Source organism: Gilliamella intestini (genome assembly GCF_900094935.1).
GTDB lineage: Bacteria > Pseudomonadota > Gammaproteobacteria > Enterobacterales > Orbaceae > Gilliamella > Gilliamella intestini.
The window spans coordinates 1-17,769 of the sequence record NZ_FMBA01000018.1 but is presented as its reverse complement, the minus strand read 5'-3'; the positions used below and the strand labels follow the sequence as shown (position 1 = coordinate 17,769).

The window sequence follows — 17,769 nt, the reverse complement described above, 5'->3', positions numbered from 1 at the left end:
ACAATAAGTTATATCATAATTAGATTATTCTATTTTTATAAAATTTAATGATTTCTGTTTGTCGTCGACGATTTGCAATTAATTTATAACACATTATTATGCCATTAAAGAATGAGATTAAGCTAGTAACACTAAAAATAACAAGGCTTATTAAAACTGGTGATGTTAATGAAAATAGATCATTTAAATTCATACTGTAACAATAATTTGCATCAACCTTTAAACCTGATATTGTATTGTTATCTTGATAATAAATGTCTTTAACCAATCCAATAATATTAATTGTTCCTGCTTTGGCCAATAGAACATCATAATAATGATTTAACTTTAATTCTAATAATGAATCTTGTTGAAGATTTCCATTATTTACACGATCTAGAGTGCTTATGTCTTTGTAGCTATAATTAAATAAATCAATTCTTAGGCTTGATTTTTGATGCTGATAATTTGAAACTTTATCCTTTATTTTTACTAATATATCTTTCTTTAATGTTGAAATTAGGCTATCAAGCCTAGATACAAATTTGTTATCAACCACCTCATTATAATTTGGATTCTTTTCAGCATTTTTAACTATTTCTTGCCAATTAGAACTATTATAAAATATAGATAATTCTTTTCTAACGTTATGACAATCCAATTCAAAAACGTTGCAAGCTTTATCTAAAGTAGTAACAATTTTTCCTATATTTTTTAGTTTTGTATAAAGGCTTTTGATATTCATGCTATAGATTGATGCTTGCCTATCATATTGTTTATACATTTCATTCAATCTGTCTTGATATTGCTGAACTCTCATAACATCACGATCGATATGAGTATCAATAAAATTGTTATCAAACAAGCTTTTCATTTGATCCGCCATTGATACTACGTGGTTATTTTCAATAGGTTGATCGTTGATAAATAATGTATGGCATCCTTTTTCATTACTCTTTTCATTGACATCACATGATGCATTACGCATTTGTATGTTAACCAGATCACCTTTTTGAATTGGGCTGTTTTTTAAGACTGATTCATCTTCTAGTTTCCAAAATATTACATTTTGATTGAAAATCCGATAAGCTAATAACGCATTACCAACAATATTTGTTTGAAAATAGACAACAGCAGATAAAATAATTCCAGTAATAAAGAGTATTAAATTACGTTTAACAAATTTTGGTGGCCCAAATTGTTCAATTTCTTGGTTAATTGAAAGCGTGTTTTCATAGCGAATTAACTTTCTATCATCTACTGTTACATCCATGTTAGCTGGAATAAACGATTTTTCAGGCAAAAACGGCAACCAATAATGCGGAACTTTTAAAATATAGTTTTTACCTATGGTAACTTCTTTTTTATTAGTTTTTTTATTATTAATTAATCCTTTAATGCAATTTACTTTATATAAATCGTATTTAGATTTTGGCTGATACCAATAAAATAGAATAAAAAAAATAAAACTAAAAATGACTAAAAAAAGAATGGCTGAATTATTCAAATACCAATACATCAGGAAAGATACTGTCATTGATACCAAAAAAAACGCTGATAATATACCATTAGTTTTTTTGTTTCTATTTTTTGATTCTAATGATGTTTCTTCTCGCTCTAACAATTGAACATAGTTAATTTTGTTATCAGTTTCTGATTTTATTTTCGCTGCTTTGCCACTACTTAGCTCATCATCTTCTAAAGTTTCAAGATCAAGAGATTGTTCGTATAGCCAAGGTTCATCGAGTTCTGAGTATATGACTCCGTCTTGAGAATCTGCAACTGTTTTTATATCATAATCATTGATTTTAACGACAAATGCATATTTTTTAGTAAAAACGACTTCTACAACGTTAAAAGCTGTAATATAGCGATACATGTTATATGGAAAAAAGAGTTCAATCCCCCCAATCTCATAATAAAAAGATGTTTCTTCAGTATTAGTGTATAAACTATGGCGGACACAATTTCCTGCTAACTTTGATACCTCTAAATCAATTAAAGAAGATTGATATTTATAAGGGAATACTAACCATTTATTATCTAGATAAGGCTGTAGAAGTTGAAATTCGTCTTCTGTTAATTTTCTTATTGAAATGCGTTCATTAATAATATCATTTAAATTTTGTTTATTTTGATGTCTTTCTGACCTATAGCTAATCCAAGAGAATAAAGCAAGACCTATCAAAAAAACTTTAAATAACCAATAAAACTCCATCCCTATATTTTCCTTATATTATTGCTGGTATTAAATAAAGTTAACAATATAACTTTTCTTTTATATTTTTTATTATTGTATCTTTGACAAAATTAAGGCGTATAATACGCCTTTGATTAAATAAGTTATCTATAAATATCTTAATTATAAATATAGCTATTTAACTGTTTTTTCACTACGCGATAAACCAATAATGCCAGAACGGACGGTTTCAACAATGTTGCAAGTTTCACGTATCAAGGCTAAAAATGAGTCTAGTTTTTCGCTAGTACCCGATAATTGTACGATGTAATGTGTTGCTGTTACATCTACAATTGATCCTCTAAAAATATCAGCGCAACGTTTAACTTCATCACGAGCATCAGATCCTTTTGCAGCGACTTTAACTAGCATAATTTCGCGCTCAACATGAGGTCCTTCGGTTAAATCATGTACGCGGTAAACATTAACTAGCTTATGTAGCTGTTTTTGGATCTGTTCAAGGACGTGTTCGTCACCACTAGTCTGTATTGTCATGCGGTGCATGGTAGGATCTTCAGTCTGCGCAGTGGTGATAGTTTCGATATTAAAACCACGTTGCGAAAACAAGCCGATAATTCGTGACAATGCGCCCGGTTCGTTTTCGGTTAAAATTGATAAGATATAACGCATTAGGTTCTCTCCGTTTTGCTAAGCCACATTTCGTTCATTGCACCACCACGAACTTGCATTGGGTAAACATGTTCAGTAGCATCGGTCATAACATCAACAAAAACTAAGCGGTTTTTAATGGCTAAGGCTTGTTTGAGTTTTGGTTCTAGTTCTTCACGTTTAGTAATTACCATTCCAACATGACCATAGGCTTCGGCAATCTTGGCAAAATCGGGGAGTGATTCCATATAAGAGCTAGAATGCCTGCCTGCATAAATCATATCTTGCCATTGCTTAACCATACCTAAAAAACGATTATTTAAATTTAAAACAAGCACAGGTAAGTCATATTGCAATGCGGTTGATAACTCTTGAATATTCATTTGGATACTGCCATCGCCCGTTACACAAACTACAGTTTTTTTAGGGAACGCCAATTTAACTCCAAGCGCTGCTGGCAATCCAAATCCCATTGTGCCAAGCCCTCCGGAGGTAATAAAATGACGTGGCTTATCAAATGGGTAATAAAGCGCTGTAAACATTTGGTGCTGGCCAACATCGGTTGCTACAAATGCATCGCCTTTCGTTAATTTATACAATACTTCAACCGCTTCTTGAGGTTTGATGCTTTCACCTTCATGGCTATACGCTAAACAGTGACGAGCTCGCCAATGCTCAATTTGCTTCCACCAATCAACTAATGCATCTAAATCACGCGTTACATTTAGCTCATCAATTTGAGATAACATTGTTTCAACCACTATTTTAGCATCACCCACAACTGGGATACTTGCCATAATGGTTTTTGATATTGAGGTTGGGTCGATATCAATATGAATGATTTTAGCTTTTGGGCAATATTTTTCAACATTATTTGTTGTTCTATCATCAAACCTTGCCCCTATAGCCAAAATAACATCAGCATTATGCATAGCTACATTGGCTTCATAAACACCATGCATACCAACCATGCCAAGGTAATGTTTGTCAGTACCAGGAAAGGCACTAATTCCCATTAGTGTTGACGTTACTGGCAAATTTAATTTTTCAGCAAATTTTTTAATTACATCACTGGCATTTGCCGCAATCACCCCACCACCGATACACAAAACAGGCTTTTTAGCTGTTAATAAAGTGGTTAACGCTTTTTTAATTTGCCCTTTATGCCCTTGTATAGTTGGGTTGTAAGAGCGCATAGTCACTGATTTTGGATAATGGTAATTATATTTGTTGGCAGGATTCACAATGTCTTTAGGTAAATCAATAACGACAGGACCAGGCCGACCAGTTGAGGCAATATAAAACGCTTTTTTGATGGTTTCAGGTATGTCTTTGCTGTCTTTGACTAAAAAACTGTGTTTTACAATTGGACGTGAAATACCAACCATATCACACTCTTGAAATGCATCATTGCCAATTAAATTACTAGCAACCTGCCCAGATAATATTATTAACGGTACCGAATCCATATAAGCGGTTGCAATACCTGTAATAGTGTTAGTTGCACCTGGACCTGATGTAACTAAAACCACGCCCACATCGCCCGTTGCTCTTGCATAACCATCAGCCATATGTACTGCAGCTTGTTCATGGCGAACTAAAATATGTTCAATTCCACCTAGTGTATGAATTGCATCATAAATATCAAGAACACTACCACCGGGATAACCAAATATCTGTTTTACTCCTTGGTCAATCAAAGATTGAATAACCATCTCTGCACCTGACAGCTTCACCATGGTTGTTGCCTCCAATGTTATTGATTTATTATATAGTGAGTCATTTTGCATCAACTTGTAATAAAAATCAATAAAGTCAATTAGCTAAGTTATAGGAGAACGCCGACTTGTTTACACTTTATAGTTAAAATAATTCGCTAAAAACCCATAAAGCGTTTAACCAAATTAGTAACGGTTATTTTTGTTTATTTTATCAGAGCCCTATCGCTTTTATGTGATAGAGTTTTAATTTTGTTTTTTATAACAGTAATTTCTCAAATTACAGTAAACAACGCGAAAAACTTCTACACATGAATAATACCCATAAAACTAACAATTTTATTCAAATATTGCAGATTGATTTTATTGTTATTTTTTTATTTTTTATATAAACTCAGAAGATAAGTATTTCTAGCCATAACGGTACTAGGATTCTTCTTCACCCAAAGGTACAAATATGAGCAATATTTCTTCTAAACCAACCTCTCTTGCTGACTGGCAATTAGTTAAAGTTACTGGTGAGGATAACCGCACTTTCCTGCAAGGTCAAATAACCAACGATATTAACCGACTTTCAGAACAATCTACGCTTTATGCTGCTCATTGTGACAATAAAGGCAGAATGTGGAGTACTTTATTGTTATTTCAACGAGGTAACGATATTTACTATATTGAGCGCAAAAGTGTTGTTAAAAAACAGGTTGCCGAACTAGCTAAATATGCTGTTTTTTCTAAAGTTACTATTACACCAGTCGACGATTTAAATATGGTCGGCTTGGTTGGAGATGCGATTCCCACTGAAATCGCAAGAAAATTAAGCGATAAAAACTGTTTTACTGAAAATAAGATCACCTATATCAAACTACCTTTACCGCAAATGCGTGTTATTATGGTAACACCGGAGCCTATTTCTGAAGATTTACATCCATGTAGCGACTGGCTAAAACTTGATTTGCAAGCTGGTTACCCTATTATTGATAATGACAATATGGCAATATTATTACCACAAGCCTGTAATTTACAATCTTATGACGCAATCAGCTTTGAAAAAGGTTGTTACTGTGGGCAAGAAATGGTAGCTAGAGCGCAATTCCGTGGAGCAAATACTCGTGGAATGTATGTAATAAAAGGTACGAGTGATGTTCTACCTAAAATAGGCAGTACGCTTGAGTATAAACTTGCTGGTGGTTGGCGAGAAGGGGGACTTGTGTTAGCTGCGGCAAAATTGGACGAAAAAGACGGTGTTTGTGTCCAAGTGGTACTTAATAATGGAATTGATTTAAATACGCCATTTAGAGTATATGGAAATGATAACAGCCGAATGACATTTTAATTTTTTAACCCCAACGACAGCTGGAATGACACAACGTTTATCCTAGCTGTCGTTGGTTTATCATTCTAACTTAATTAGCAAGTTCTTGGTTAACAATTTCAACAAAATAGCTTACACCAGTTGTTAACACTTCATCATTAAAGTTAAAAGCTGGATTATGCAAATTAGCCCCTTTACCAGCGCCCAACCATACATAAACACCTGGGATTTTTTGTAGCATAAAAGCAAAATCTTCTGAACCCATTGAAGGAAGAGGATCAATAATTAAGTTATCTTGTCCCACAACTTGTTTAGCAGCGGCAATAGCAATATCAGCTTGTTTAGCGTAATTGATGGTGGCTGGGTAACGACGTTGATAATCTACTTTCGCCTTGGCGCCAAATGTTGTGGCAATACCTGTTGCTATTTGTTTAATACGATTTTCAGCCATATCTTGTACTTGTGCACTAAATGTTCTAACCGTGCCACGAATCACCGCTTCTTGTGGTAACACATTCCAAGTATCGCCGCTATGAATTTGCGTTACGCTAACTACCAACGAACTTAAAGGATCAGCATTACGGCTCACAATACTTTGTAATCCATTCACGATTTGCGTAGCTGTTAAAATTGTATCTTTCCCTAGATGAGGCGCAGCAGCATGAGCACCAACACCCGTTATTTTGATCTCAAATACATCATACGAAGCCATCATAGGACCATGATTAATATAAAAGTGATTTAACTCCATATTAGGTTGGTTATGAATGCCATATACGGCTTCAATCGGGAATCGTTCAAATAAGCCATTTTCAACCATTACTCTGGCTCCACCTTCGTTTTCTTCAGCTGGTTGAAAAATAACAACAACAGTACCGGCAAAATCACGGTGTTCACTAAGATATTTAGCCGTTCCTAGTAACATAGCAGTATGCCCATCATGACCGCACCCATGCATTTTGCCGGAAATGGTTGAGCAATAATCAATATTATTTGATTCAATAATATCTAATGCATCTATATCAGCTCGCAGAGCAATCCATCGCCCATCACAATTACCTTTAATAATACCAACAACCCCAGTTGGCGCAAAATCAGTATATAGCTCGGTAATACCAAAGGATTGTAACTTTTCGATAATAAATTGCGTGGTTTTAACCTCTTCAAAGGCTGTTTCTGGATGGGCGTGAATATGATGGCGCCATGTTATCATTTCGGTTTTTAATTGATTAATACTATTAGATATCATAAGTAATTCCTTAGTAGGTGAATAACCTGCGGTTCAACAAACCTAGCTAACACTATAACGCGATTTTCACTTTTATAAAAATAACTATTTTTACTATGGATATCAATTTTAGTTATATATTGCATTTAATGAAAAAATAATACATTTATGCACTTTTAACACTTATTGATTAACAATAAATTGATTAAAACACCTATTTTCCTGAAACTTTTTAACAGAAATAATAAATCACATAACCAGAAATTAATAAGAAAGGACCAAATGGAATAACTTTTGATTTTGGTTCATTGATCACATATCGCAAAAAAAGAGAATATATAATCCCCAATAGGGAAGCAAAAAATAATAACATTGGTAATGATGTATAAGGCAACCAAGCACCAAGAGCGGCAAGCAATTTGATATCACCTCCCCCTAATCCCTGTTTTTTAAATACCAAATAAAATAAAGTAGCAGGTATTTTTAATAATAGATATCCCCAAAAGATACCTAGCAAAGCATCGGTTAAAACGATGTTTGCCAAATCAAAATAGGCAAGCATTACACCTGTCCACATTAGTGGTTGGGTAAACAAATCTGGCAATAAATAGTATTTAAAATCGATTAAAGCTAAAAGTAAAAAATAACAACCAAGAATCATTAAAATACCGCTTTGATAATTGATGCTTTTATCAATATAAATAAAAGTAAATAAAACAGCGACAAATAATTCAACAATAAGATATTGGCATGAAATATTAGTATTGCAGTAATAACAACGCCGTTTTAATATTAACCAAGAAATAATCGGTATCAATTGCCAAGCTTTAAGCTTACTATGACAATGTGGGCAAGCAGAACGATGAAAACTAATTCGACATAAATATTGGTACGGTGTCAATGTTGGCAAATAACGGTAATAAGCAACATAAACAAAGCTACCGATACAAAGACCTAAATAGATAATAATAAAGACTAACATTAGTGAATCACTTCGCCCATTTGGAATATCGGTAAATACATAGCTACAATTAAACTACCAATAATCAACGCCAATACTAGCATTAATAGTGGCTCAAACGCTTGCGATAAATTATCGGTTAGGGTTTGATTTTGTTCTTGATAATAGTTAGCTAGCTTATCAAGCATTAAATCTAGCGTACCTGACTCTTCGCCTACATGAATAAGCTGGGCACATAAGCTAGGAAAGTATAATTGCTGATGCAATACATGGCTAAATGCATGTCCTTGCTCAATACTAGCTATAATTTTCGAAAGACTATCACGATAAAGGCAATAATAAGTGGTATTAGCCGCTGCAGCTAAACCCGCTAATAATGGTATGCCTGCTTTTTGGGTGATCGCAATGGTTTGAAAAATCTGCGTTAAGCAGCTGGTTTTGATCACTGGACCAATAAAAGGACTTTTGATTATTATCTTTTCGATTTTATAGCGATAGCGTACTTTTAAATAGCGCTGATAACAAAAATAGCTAATAAAAAAAATTACACACCAAATTAACCAGCTTTGTTGCAAATAATTAGAAAAATCAATAACACCTTGTGTAAAAGCAGGTAACTTGGCATCAAAGTCTTGATAAATATCGGAAAATTTTGGCAAAACAAACAACAACATCACCAAACTTACAATTACCGCAACCAATAATAAAAACATTGGGTAACGCATTGCCTTTTTTAAGCTTTTTTGTAGTTTGATTGATTTTTCAAGCAATACAGCTAACTGCTCAAAACTTTCATCAAGCTGCCCTGTCAGTTCGCCTGTTGCTATAATTTCGCAATACAGGGCAGAAAATACCGAAGAATGTTGCCGTAATACTTGGGATAAAAATTCGCCTTTAGCTATTTGTTGCTTAATATCAAGTAACAAATATTGCCAGTGTGGTTTAGTTTGCTCTTGGGCGAGTAACTGCAATGTATCAATAATAGATAATCCAGCTTTTAACATCGTCGCTAATTGTTTAGTAATCATCAGCAAATCAGTACGATTAAAGCTATGTGCGGTAATAATATTACCTGCTTTAATCTTAATGGCGATTTTACCTTGTAACAATAAATGCCGTTTAACAGCCTGTGATGATTCGGCGATAATTTTGTGTTGATTAAAATCGACATCATACCAATAATAGAGCCGTTTCATACTGTATCACCCAAGACTCGATTTAATTCAGCTAATGTTGTTATTCCCTGCTTCACTAATTTTTGTCCAGCCATTTTTAGCGAAGTCATATTTGAAGGTAAAATTGTTTGATTGGTTAATATTTGCTGTTGAATGTCGGAGCTGATGACTAAAAACTCGTATAATCCAATTCGCCCTTTATAGCCGCCAATACAATTTGGGCATCCTGAAGCTAAATAATGGGGTTGGTATTCATTGTCTAACTTAACCAAATCACTTGCCACAACTTTGCAGTGTGGGCACAATTTTCGAACTAACCGCTGAGCAATAATTAATTTTAAACTTGATGACAATAGATAATTTTCTATTCCCATTTGCTTTAATCGTGTTATTGCCTCGACACTTGAATTAGTATGCAATGTAGATAACACTAAATGCCCGGTTTGCGCAGCTTGAATGGCAATTTCGGCGGTTTCACGATCGCGAATCTCGCCAATCATCATTACATCAGGATCTTGCCGTAGTAAGGTACGCAATACAATAGCAAATGTTAAGCCAGCCTTAAGATTAATCGCAGTTTGGTTAATGCCCTCTAGGGGAATTTCAATGGGATCTTCAACACTACAAATATTACGTTCGGTTTTATTTAACCGCTTTAATCCGCTATATAGTGTTACCGTTTTACCGCTACCTGTTGGTCCTGTAACTAAGATCAAACCTTGTGGATAGTTTAAAATTTGCTTGAATGTTAAAAGATCAGCGTCTGTTAACCCTAAATCATTAATTGTTAGTTCTGATTCATGATTATCCATAACTCTTAAAACAATTTTTTCACCATACATGACGGGTAAAGTGGCAATACGCATGGTGTAACGGTCAATCACAAGTTGTCCATCTTGGGGTAATCTATGTTCAGCAATATTTAACTTAGACATAATTTTTAGCCTTGCGGTAATTTGTTTTGCTAATGCAACAGGTGGTGATAGCATATCGTGCAAAACACCATCAATACGCATACGAATACGATAACTATGTTGATAAGGCTCAAAATGAATATCCGAAGCACGCTTATCTAATGCTTCAAGCAGTAATTTATCAATACTTTCAATTAGCTGTTCTTCTTGCATAATGGTGCTTCCTTATCAGTTAATTTTTAAATACAAACATTAAAATTTAAAAATATCTTCACAAGCACTGGTTAAACTGGTATCAACAGGTGATGTGGTACAAACGCGGCTCCAATCTAAATTGCCATGAGTGGCGTTAACTGTAGGGGTTAGTGTCGTTGTTAACCCTGATAAAGCGCTGGTTCCAACCAAGGTGATAATACCGTTATTGACTGTAATTGAAGTTACATAGTTCGACGTTCGACTTGCGGGCACACCATTGTTACCATTGCTACAGTTAGTTAAACCACCTCTTTCAACAGCACAAATTTCAACAGCGGTTTTATATGATGTCATTATTTGTAACATATCAGTCAGTGCGGCTTTTTTTACGTATCCTTGATAGGCTGGTACGCCGATAGCGGTTAAAATAGCAATGACAACAATGGCTATCATCAGTTCAAATAATGTAAAACCCGATTGATTAGACATAAACACCTCAATTTTTCAGTCAGTTATTTAATAGTGGATTCTTTATAACAAGACAAAAAAATGAAATAATAACGAAATAGCTAGGTTGGAATGCAAAATCCATTATGCACTTGATTGTTACGTTGTATGTCTAATTTTCGTGAAACAGATCGCAAAACAAATCCATACATCGGTTTATTAGATAAGTTGGAGTCAATATGTCCCTAAAAATTATTAATGGTTGGTTACAAGGTGTAAAACAGATTGTTTCGCCTTTTTATAATGAACGTCCAACAAATAAACCGATATCGTTACTTGTCATCCATAATATCAGCTTGCCACCCAATCAATATGGCGGCCCTTATGTTGAACAGTTATTTACCGGTAAGCTCGATCCTAAGCAAGATCCATATTTTGAGTCGATTTATCAACTTGAAGTGTCAAGTCATCTATTTATTCGACGAGGTGGTGAAATAATTCAATTTGTTCCATTTGATAAACGGGCATGGCACGCAGGAAAGTCAGTATTTGAAGGGCAAGAAAATTGTAATGATTTTTCGATTGGTATCGAAATGGAAGGATGTGATAGCGATAATTTTACCGAACAACAATATCAACAATTAGCAAACATCACATTATTATTACAACAGACTTATGCTATCAAAGATATCGCAGGTCATAGCGATATTGCCCCCGATCGCAAAACCGATCCTGGGCCTTGTTTTGATTGGCAGTATTATCAAAATTTGCTTGCACAAAAATCACAAGCAGACATGCTACTTAAGCAACTTGAAAAAATTATTATAGAATTGCAAAAAATCGATCTATGGCAAACCACACCGCCAAATCCTCATGCTTTTTTAAGCCAAGAGCCCTTTGCTATTGATACCATGCAAGCGCACGAATGGTTGCAGTGGGTTTTTATTCCACGAATACAAGCAATGATTGATGCCAAAGCAAATTTACCAAAATTCGCTCTGCACCCTTATTTTGAAGAAGCACTAAAAGAGCAAGAACAAGATGTTAATCATCTGCTCAATCTTATTAAACAACTTGATGAATTATCGTAAATTAACAAGATAAAATGTACCGCATTAATATACAGTACATTAATGTATATCAATGGTTAAACCAAAAGGACTTAATAAAAACAGCCAGTAAAACAATTGATTTTATTTGATTTTTTTAATGTTAATTTCCATTATTCGATAATTGCCGATACACATTCACTGCTTGTAGATGATTACTATAAGTGGTTGAGAAGGTATGCCCACCGGTTCCATTCGCAACAAAAAACAGATAATTGGTTTTAGCTGGATGTGCTGCAGCTTCAAGAGAAGCAAGGCTTGGCATTGCAATTGGAGTTGGAGGAAGTCCCTCAATGACATAGGTATTATAAGGATTTTGGGTATCAGTTAAATCAACTCGCCTAATGGTACCTTTATAGTTGTCACCTAAACCATAAATAATGGTTGGATCAGTTTGTAACTTCATTTTTCTTTTTAGACGATTAACAAATACTGAAGCGACATTTGCCCGTTCAGAACTGAGGCTAGTTTCTTTTTCAATAATTGATGCAATAATAAGCAGCTCATAAGGAGATTGGTAAGGAAGATCCCCATCGCGGTTATCCCAGATTTTTTGCAAATTACTTTTCATCACCATATGCGCACGTTTTAAGATATTAATATCTAACGTATCTGCAGTATAAAGATAAGTATCAGGTGATAACCAACCTTCTATCGACCCTTCAATACCAAGTAGTTTAGCAATTTCTTCATCCGTTTTTCCCGCTAAAGTTTGTTGAATATACGGCGTATTTTGAACAACATTTAACCAATCTTTAGCCCGCTTACCTTCAACAAATTTAATCGAAAAATTACTCTCTTTGCCTGATACCAATAATTGCAAAAACTCTTCAACCGTCATGTATGGATGTAATTGGTAAGTCCCTGCTTTAATGGATCTTAATGATGGCTCTAATTTACACAAATAAGGGAGCAAATATGCCCTTTCGAGCAATTGGCTTGCTTTGACTTGCTCAACTAACTGATGCATGGATGTGCCTTTTTTCAAAACAAACATTTGATTTTCGGCAGTAACGTGCATTTGCTGTTTAGAAAACTGCTGTAAAAAGTAATAAGCAATACTGATCGAGCCACCCACAATTAATATAAGGGTGAGTAAAGTGTATAAAAATATTTTTTTAATCATAATTTAATTTATCTATATAATGAATTTTTGCGCGTGAAGTTAAGCGCGTTATTAATTCGTAAGCACTAATTCCTGTGTGCTTTGCGATTTCCTCAACAGGAAGTTCTGATCCCCAGAATATGACTTCATCACCGGGTTTTTCAAGGCTATTAATACCTAAATCAACCACAATCATATCCATTGAAACTCGACCAACAATGGGCACTTTTCGCCCATTAATCAATACAGGGGTGTTTTCTGGAATATTGCGTGGATAGCCATCACCATAACCCATGGCAACCACACCGAGCAAAGTGTCTTGCTGACTACACCAAATTTGACCATAGCCAACTGATTCACCTTTTTTGTGTTTTCGTACTGCAATTAATTCAGATTTAAACGTCATTGCAGGTTGTAGCTCAGCAATTGGTTCATCAAAAGGTGAAACACCATATAAAGCAATACCCTGACGCACAACATCACGCTGAGCTTCTGGCCAGGCTAATATACCGCCCGATGCGGCAATTGAACATTTACCAATCAGTGATTTGTCATCAATTGAGTCAATAAACTGATCAAATAGTTCTATTTGCTTTAACGTTTGTTTTGAAGTGAGATCATCAGCCGAACTAAAATGACTCATAATATTAATCGGTTTACAAACCACTGAACAACTAGCCAAACGATAAAATTCTGCCTTTGCTTCATCAGGACAAAAACCTAAGCGATGCATCCCCGTATCAAGTTTAAACCATGTGGTAATTTGATCTTCACGGAGAGATGTTTGCAACATGTCAATTTGCCATTTGCTATGAATAGCTGGTTGAATGTTAAAATCAATAAAATAATCCAAATCATCATGCGGGAAAAAACCTTCCAAAGCCAGAATCGGCGTGTTAATACCATTGTTCCGCAATTGCATGGCCTCAATAAAGCGTGATACACCAAAATAATTCACTTTATCATGTAGTAATTGAGCAATCTCCTCACTACCGTGTGAATAAGCATTGGCTTTTATAATCGCAACTAGTTGACTATTTGGAGCCATTTTTTTGAGATACTCAACATTATGAATAACTGCTTGACGATTAACTTCAACAACTGCAATAGACATTTCTTTGATCCAGACTCTTATCGAGCCATTATTTTAAATTCTATTTCTAATAATAACAAATTTTTCACAGTATACAAATCGGTGGAAGTTTTAGGCTATTTAGGAAATTAGTATTTTTAATCAATAGAATATACTAAACCGTAATTTTAACTTTATGGCGAGTTAATATTTGTTTTGCCATAGTATACGTTAATAATAGTAATAACTTACCTACTCACCAAGTTTTTATAAAGATGCCTCAATGCCATTGTAGGATGATAAATTAACATTCTTGGGCCAGCATAACGCATTACTTGTTTTATTTTATGTTTATAATCTTTACGATAACAATGTTTAGGGCAACGTTCACATGTCGTTTTTTCTTCGCCAAAACGGCACATTGTTAAGCGCTGCATAGCATATTGCAACAGATCGTTGCATTCCTCACATAACTGATGATGTTGGCTATGATGTTGTTTACGGCAATATAAATAAATCATTGCGCTCACTGTTACTTTTTCTTGCTGTATTTTAGGACCGTTATTGTTCGCAACCATAATTGCATACTCGTTAATTAAGAAAGTGGTAAAATAAAATCATCTAATATGATCACAAGGATTTGTTGTAATGGCAAGAATTATCAATAAAGACACAACAGTTTGCATGTCCCTTTCAGCAAGACCCAGCAATTTTGGTACTCGTTTTCATAATTATTTGTATGAAAAACTCGATCTTAATTACTTATATAAAGCCTTTACTACCAATAATTTGAAAGATGCTATTTATGGCATTAAAGCCTTGGCAATTCGTGGCTGTGCTATTTCAATGCCTTACAAAGAAGCTTGTATTGAGTTTATTGATGAATTAGATGATTCAGTAAAATCCATTCAATCGGTTAATACCATTGTTAACACTAATCACTATTTAAAAGCCTATAATACTGATTATATTGCTGTTGCTAAACTCATTGTAGAAAATAAGATTGATAACACAACACCATTTGTATTAAAAGGCAGCGGAGGCATGGCTAATGCGATGATCGGCGCTTTTTATGATGCGGGATTTAAAAATGGTATTATTGCCGCACGCAACCAACAAAAAGGCGAAGCATTAGCCAAACGATATAACTATAAATGGGTAAAGGATGAGCAAGAAATATTGCCACATCAAGCCAAATTGATTATCAATGTTACCCCAATTGGTATGCTTGGTGGTATTGAGTCTGAGACGCTTGCATTTCCCACAACTATGATAAAAAATGCCGATATTGTGTTTGATGTAGTTGCCCTTCCTGTTGATACTCCTATGATAAAATATGCCCAAAAACTAAATAAAATCGTTATTTCAGGTGCCGATGTTGCTGTTATACAAGCACTTGAACAATTTGTGTTATATACCGGTGTAACACCAAGCGAAGAGTTAGTAAGGCTGGCAGGAGAATTTGCAAGGCAAGGTTAAATAATGTTATCCATTCCACCGTATTCACCGGTGGAATTTAAATAAAATTTAATAATTTATAACATTTTCTGATGCAATTTATTATATACAGCTAATAATTTTTGGTGCATATCAAACTGTTCTAGATTGTTATTGGTCTGTTTTTCGATTTTCTTATAATCAGCTAAACCAAAAAATATTTTGTCACCATTAGCATATTGCCACATATCATCAACACAGGTTTTGCCATACATTTTATTAAATGCAGCTTGATAGTTATTAAACTGTTTTTTGTCTCGTTGTAAAATAAAATTAACTAATGTCTGTAAACAACGATAAGCATGATTGCGTGATGGGGTGAATATAGACTCGTTCATTTCAATCGTCCAATCAATCCACTGTTGTGCTTGTATTAAGTCTTTGCCTGCCAATGCCAGCATTGCTTTTAACTCGCCAACACGAAGAGTTAACCAAGCATTATCGTTACCAGTTGCAATACCTAGAAGTTCACGAACTCGAGCATAATCATCAAGCCCTTCATCATCAAGCCGTTCAATAATTGCTAGGTACTGTTTAGCTGTACGTTTTTGGTAAGGTAATGACAAAATAAGCTCTCGTAATCCAATAGCCATATTGCTATTGGCAATTATAAGATCTTCAGGAGGATAAATTTCAGACATACCAACGGCCAGAATTCGGCAAGCATAAACACCAAGGTGTTCGTAGTCCATAATTAACACTTCAGTTTTATGGCGGGTAAAAATTGTCATCAAATTAGCAAATTCTTGCTCGGTTGTGCCAGAAAAGTCCCAATCGACAAATTCGTAATCTGCTTGCTCATTAAATAGATCCCATGAAATCAAACCGCTAGAATCAATAAAATGCGTTTCTAAATTGCTAAGATCTGCAACATCATCATTATCAAAACTTGGAGGTGAAAACACATCAAGATCTTTTAAACTGCGTCCTTGTAATAATTCTGTTACTGTTCTTTCAAGTGCAACGCCAAAATTTGGATGCGCACCAAACGAAGCGTAACATGTTCCATTTTGAGGATTAAATAACACTACACAAATAACCGGAAACTCGCCACCCAATGAAGCATCAAAACAATAAAGCGGAAATCCTTCATTTTCAAGTGCATCAATAGCCGATAACACTGCTGGATATCGATTAATAACCTCAGTGGGAATGTTCGGTAAACTAATAGCTTCGGCAATAATTTTGTTTTTCGTATAACGCTCAAAAATTTCAGATAACCCTTGTACTCGGGCCTCATTACGAGTATTACCGGCTGACATTCCATTAGAGGCATATAAATTAGCAATTAAATTAACTGGCACATAAATAGTTTGTTTATCAGACTGTTGTTCAAATGGTAAAGCGCAGATACCTCGATCACCATTACTTGATTGTAAATCAATTAAATCTGTTGCACTCAATTCATGATCAGGATCATAAAACTTAAGTAGTTCTTTGGATAATAGTCCTTTAGGTAGGGAATTATCTTCAGGAATGGTGAACCATTTTTCACTTGGATAATGCACAAAATCGGCATTCGCTATTTGCTCTCCTAAGTAAAAATCTGAAAAAAAGTAATTGGTTGATAACCGTTCAAAATACTCTCCTAAAGCCGATGCTAATGCAGCCTTTTTGCTTGCGCCTTTACCATTAGCAAAGCACAGTGGGCACTTAGTATTTTGAATATGCACTGACCACACATTAGGTACCGGATTTAGCCAAGAAGTTTCTTTTACTTCTAAATCATATTTTGCTAATTGCTGCTGAAAATAGTTGATCGAATCTTCAAGAGCAGCATCTTTACCGGGGATATAAGTTTTCATAAGTTAATCTCAAAATAATTTTATGTTACAATTGTTGCGCTTTTCAAAAATTATCACTTTATACGCAAATATAAAAAAATAGAAGTAATAAAATCAATCCAACTAAAAAGGAAATAAAATGAACAAAAAAATAGACTTTAAAGGCTTTACCATTAAAGACTTATTCTTCTTTGATAAAATGTTGGAATGGCAACACATTTTCAAACAAAAAAATTAAGGGGTAAGTGTTTTTTAAATTCAACGGGAGGCAAGTAGCCTAACGAAGAATGTAATCGTTTATGATTATACCAATAAGCATAAGCCGAAAAAGCGCGTTGTAACTCAGCCGTTGAGTTGAAACGTTGGCCTTTTACAAATTCCGTTTTAATTGTTTTAAATGTCGCTTCCGCTACCGCATTGTCATA

The 17,769-nt window shown here is 34.5% G+C and carries 16 protein-coding genes; 3 read left to right on the top strand and 13 right to left on the bottom strand.

Annotated features, from left to right (window positions below):
• Window positions 1–19: 19 nt before the first annotated feature.
• The 3 genes from GA0061080_RS06280 to ilvI all read right to left on the bottom strand — a co-directional run bounded on the left by GA0061080_RS06280 (window position 20) and on the right by ilvI (window position 4,566).
• Entirely contained in the window at window positions 20–2,197 is a 2,178-nt protein-coding gene (locus GA0061080_RS06280; protein WP_091122749.1) for an IgaA/UmoB family intracellular growth attenuator, read from the bottom strand.
• A gap of 156 nt (window positions 2,198–2,353) precedes the next feature.
• On the bottom strand, window positions 2,354–2,848 hold the full coding sequence (gene ilvN, locus GA0061080_RS06275) for an acetolactate synthase small subunit (RefSeq protein ID WP_091122746.1): 495 nt from the start codon (window positions 2,846–2,848) through the stop codon (window positions 2,354–2,356).
• Window positions 2,848–4,566, bottom strand: coding sequence for an acetolactate synthase 3 large subunit (gene ilvI, locus GA0061080_RS06270; protein ID WP_091122742.1), 1,719 nt, complete (start codon window positions 4,564–4,566; stop codon window positions 2,848–2,850). The genes ilvN and ilvI overlap by 1 nt, the downstream gene beginning before the upstream one ends.
• Window positions 4,567–5,002: 436 nt before the next feature.
• Here ilvI and ygfZ point away from each other — a divergent pair, with 436 nt between their 5' ends.
• Entirely contained in the window at window positions 5,003–5,878 is an 876-nt protein-coding gene (gene ygfZ / locus GA0061080_RS06265; RefSeq protein ID WP_091122739.1) for a tRNA-modifying protein YgfZ, read from the top strand.
• A gap of 70 nt (window positions 5,879–5,948) precedes the next feature.
• On the opposite strand, the gene GA0061080_RS06260 is transcribed toward ygfZ, so the two are convergent.
• The 5 genes from GA0061080_RS06260 to ppdD form a co-directional block, all read right to left on the bottom strand.
• Window positions 5,949–7,106, bottom strand: a complete 1,158-nt coding sequence (locus GA0061080_RS06260) for a M20 aminoacylase family protein (protein ID WP_091122736.1) — start codon at window positions 7,104–7,106, stop codon at window positions 5,949–5,951.
• Window positions 7,107–7,317: 211 nt separating this feature from the next.
• Complete coding sequence (locus tag GA0061080_RS06255) at window positions 7,318–8,067, bottom strand: prepilin peptidase (RefSeq protein ID WP_091122733.1); 750 nt, start codon at window positions 8,065–8,067, stop codon at window positions 7,318–7,320.
• Entirely contained in the window at window positions 8,067–9,242 is a 1,176-nt protein-coding gene (hofC, locus tag GA0061080_RS06250) for a protein transport protein HofC (RefSeq protein WP_091122730.1), read from the bottom strand. The genes GA0061080_RS06255 and hofC overlap by 1 nt, the downstream gene beginning before the upstream one ends.
• Window positions 9,239–10,348, bottom strand: coding sequence for an ATPase, T2SS/T4P/T4SS family (locus GA0061080_RS06245; protein ID WP_091122727.1), 1,110 nt, complete (start codon window positions 10,346–10,348; stop codon window positions 9,239–9,241). Before GA0061080_RS06245 ends, hofC begins: the two co-directional genes overlap by 4 nt.
• Window positions 10,349–10,387: 39 nt before the next feature.
• Window positions 10,388–10,819, bottom strand: a complete 432-nt coding sequence (ppdD, locus tag GA0061080_RS06240) for a prepilin peptidase-dependent pilin (RefSeq protein WP_091122723.1) — start codon at window positions 10,817–10,819, stop codon at window positions 10,388–10,390.
• 197 nt (window positions 10,820–11,016) lie between these two features.
• On the opposite strand from ppdD, the gene ampD reads away from it, so the two are divergent.
• The gene (ampD, locus tag GA0061080_RS06235; RefSeq protein WP_091122719.1) at window positions 11,017–11,868 is read left to right on the top strand and encodes a 1,6-anhydro-N-acetylmuramyl-L-alanine amidase AmpD; all 852 of its coding nucleotides are present in this window, start codon (window positions 11,017–11,019) and stop codon (window positions 11,866–11,868) included.
• A 121-nt stretch (window positions 11,869–11,989) separates the two neighbouring features.
• Here ampD and mltG read toward each other — a convergent pair whose 3' ends face one another.
• From mltG to GA0061080_RS06220, 3 genes are all read right to left on the bottom strand, one after another.
• The gene (mltG, locus tag GA0061080_RS06230; RefSeq protein WP_091122716.1) at window positions 11,990–13,012 is read right to left on the bottom strand and encodes an endolytic transglycosylase MltG; all 1,023 of its coding nucleotides are present in this window, start codon (window positions 13,010–13,012) and stop codon (window positions 11,990–11,992) included.
• Complete coding sequence (alr, locus tag GA0061080_RS06225; protein WP_091122713.1) at window positions 13,005–14,105, bottom strand: alanine racemase; 1,101 nt, start codon at window positions 14,103–14,105, stop codon at window positions 13,005–13,007. The genes mltG and alr overlap by 8 nt, the downstream gene beginning before the upstream one ends.
• Window positions 14,106–14,311: 206 nt before the next feature.
• On the bottom strand, window positions 14,312–14,641 hold the full coding sequence (locus tag GA0061080_RS06220) for a nitrous oxide-stimulated promoter family protein (protein WP_091122709.1): 330 nt from the start codon (window positions 14,639–14,641) through the stop codon (window positions 14,312–14,314).
• Window positions 14,642–14,711: 70 nt separating this feature from the next.
• Here GA0061080_RS06220 and GA0061080_RS06215 point away from each other — a divergent pair, with 70 nt between their 5' ends.
• Window positions 14,712–15,542: a shikimate 5-dehydrogenase gene (locus GA0061080_RS06215; RefSeq protein WP_091122705.1), complete on the top strand. Its 831-nt coding sequence runs from the start codon at window positions 14,712–14,714 to the stop codon at window positions 15,540–15,542.
• Window positions 15,543–15,598: 56 nt separating this feature from the next.
• Here GA0061080_RS06215 and ycaO read toward each other — a convergent pair whose 3' ends face one another.
• Window positions 15,599–17,365: a 30S ribosomal protein S12 methylthiotransferase accessory factor YcaO gene (gene ycaO / locus GA0061080_RS06210; RefSeq protein WP_091122701.1), complete on the bottom strand. Its 1,767-nt coding sequence runs from the start codon at window positions 17,363–17,365 to the stop codon at window positions 15,599–15,601.
• A 200-nt stretch (window positions 17,366–17,565) separates the two neighbouring features.
• Window positions 17,566–17,769: IS3 family transposase (locus GA0061080_RS06205; protein WP_141671739.1), on the bottom strand; the 204-nt coding region annotated here is incomplete at its 5' end.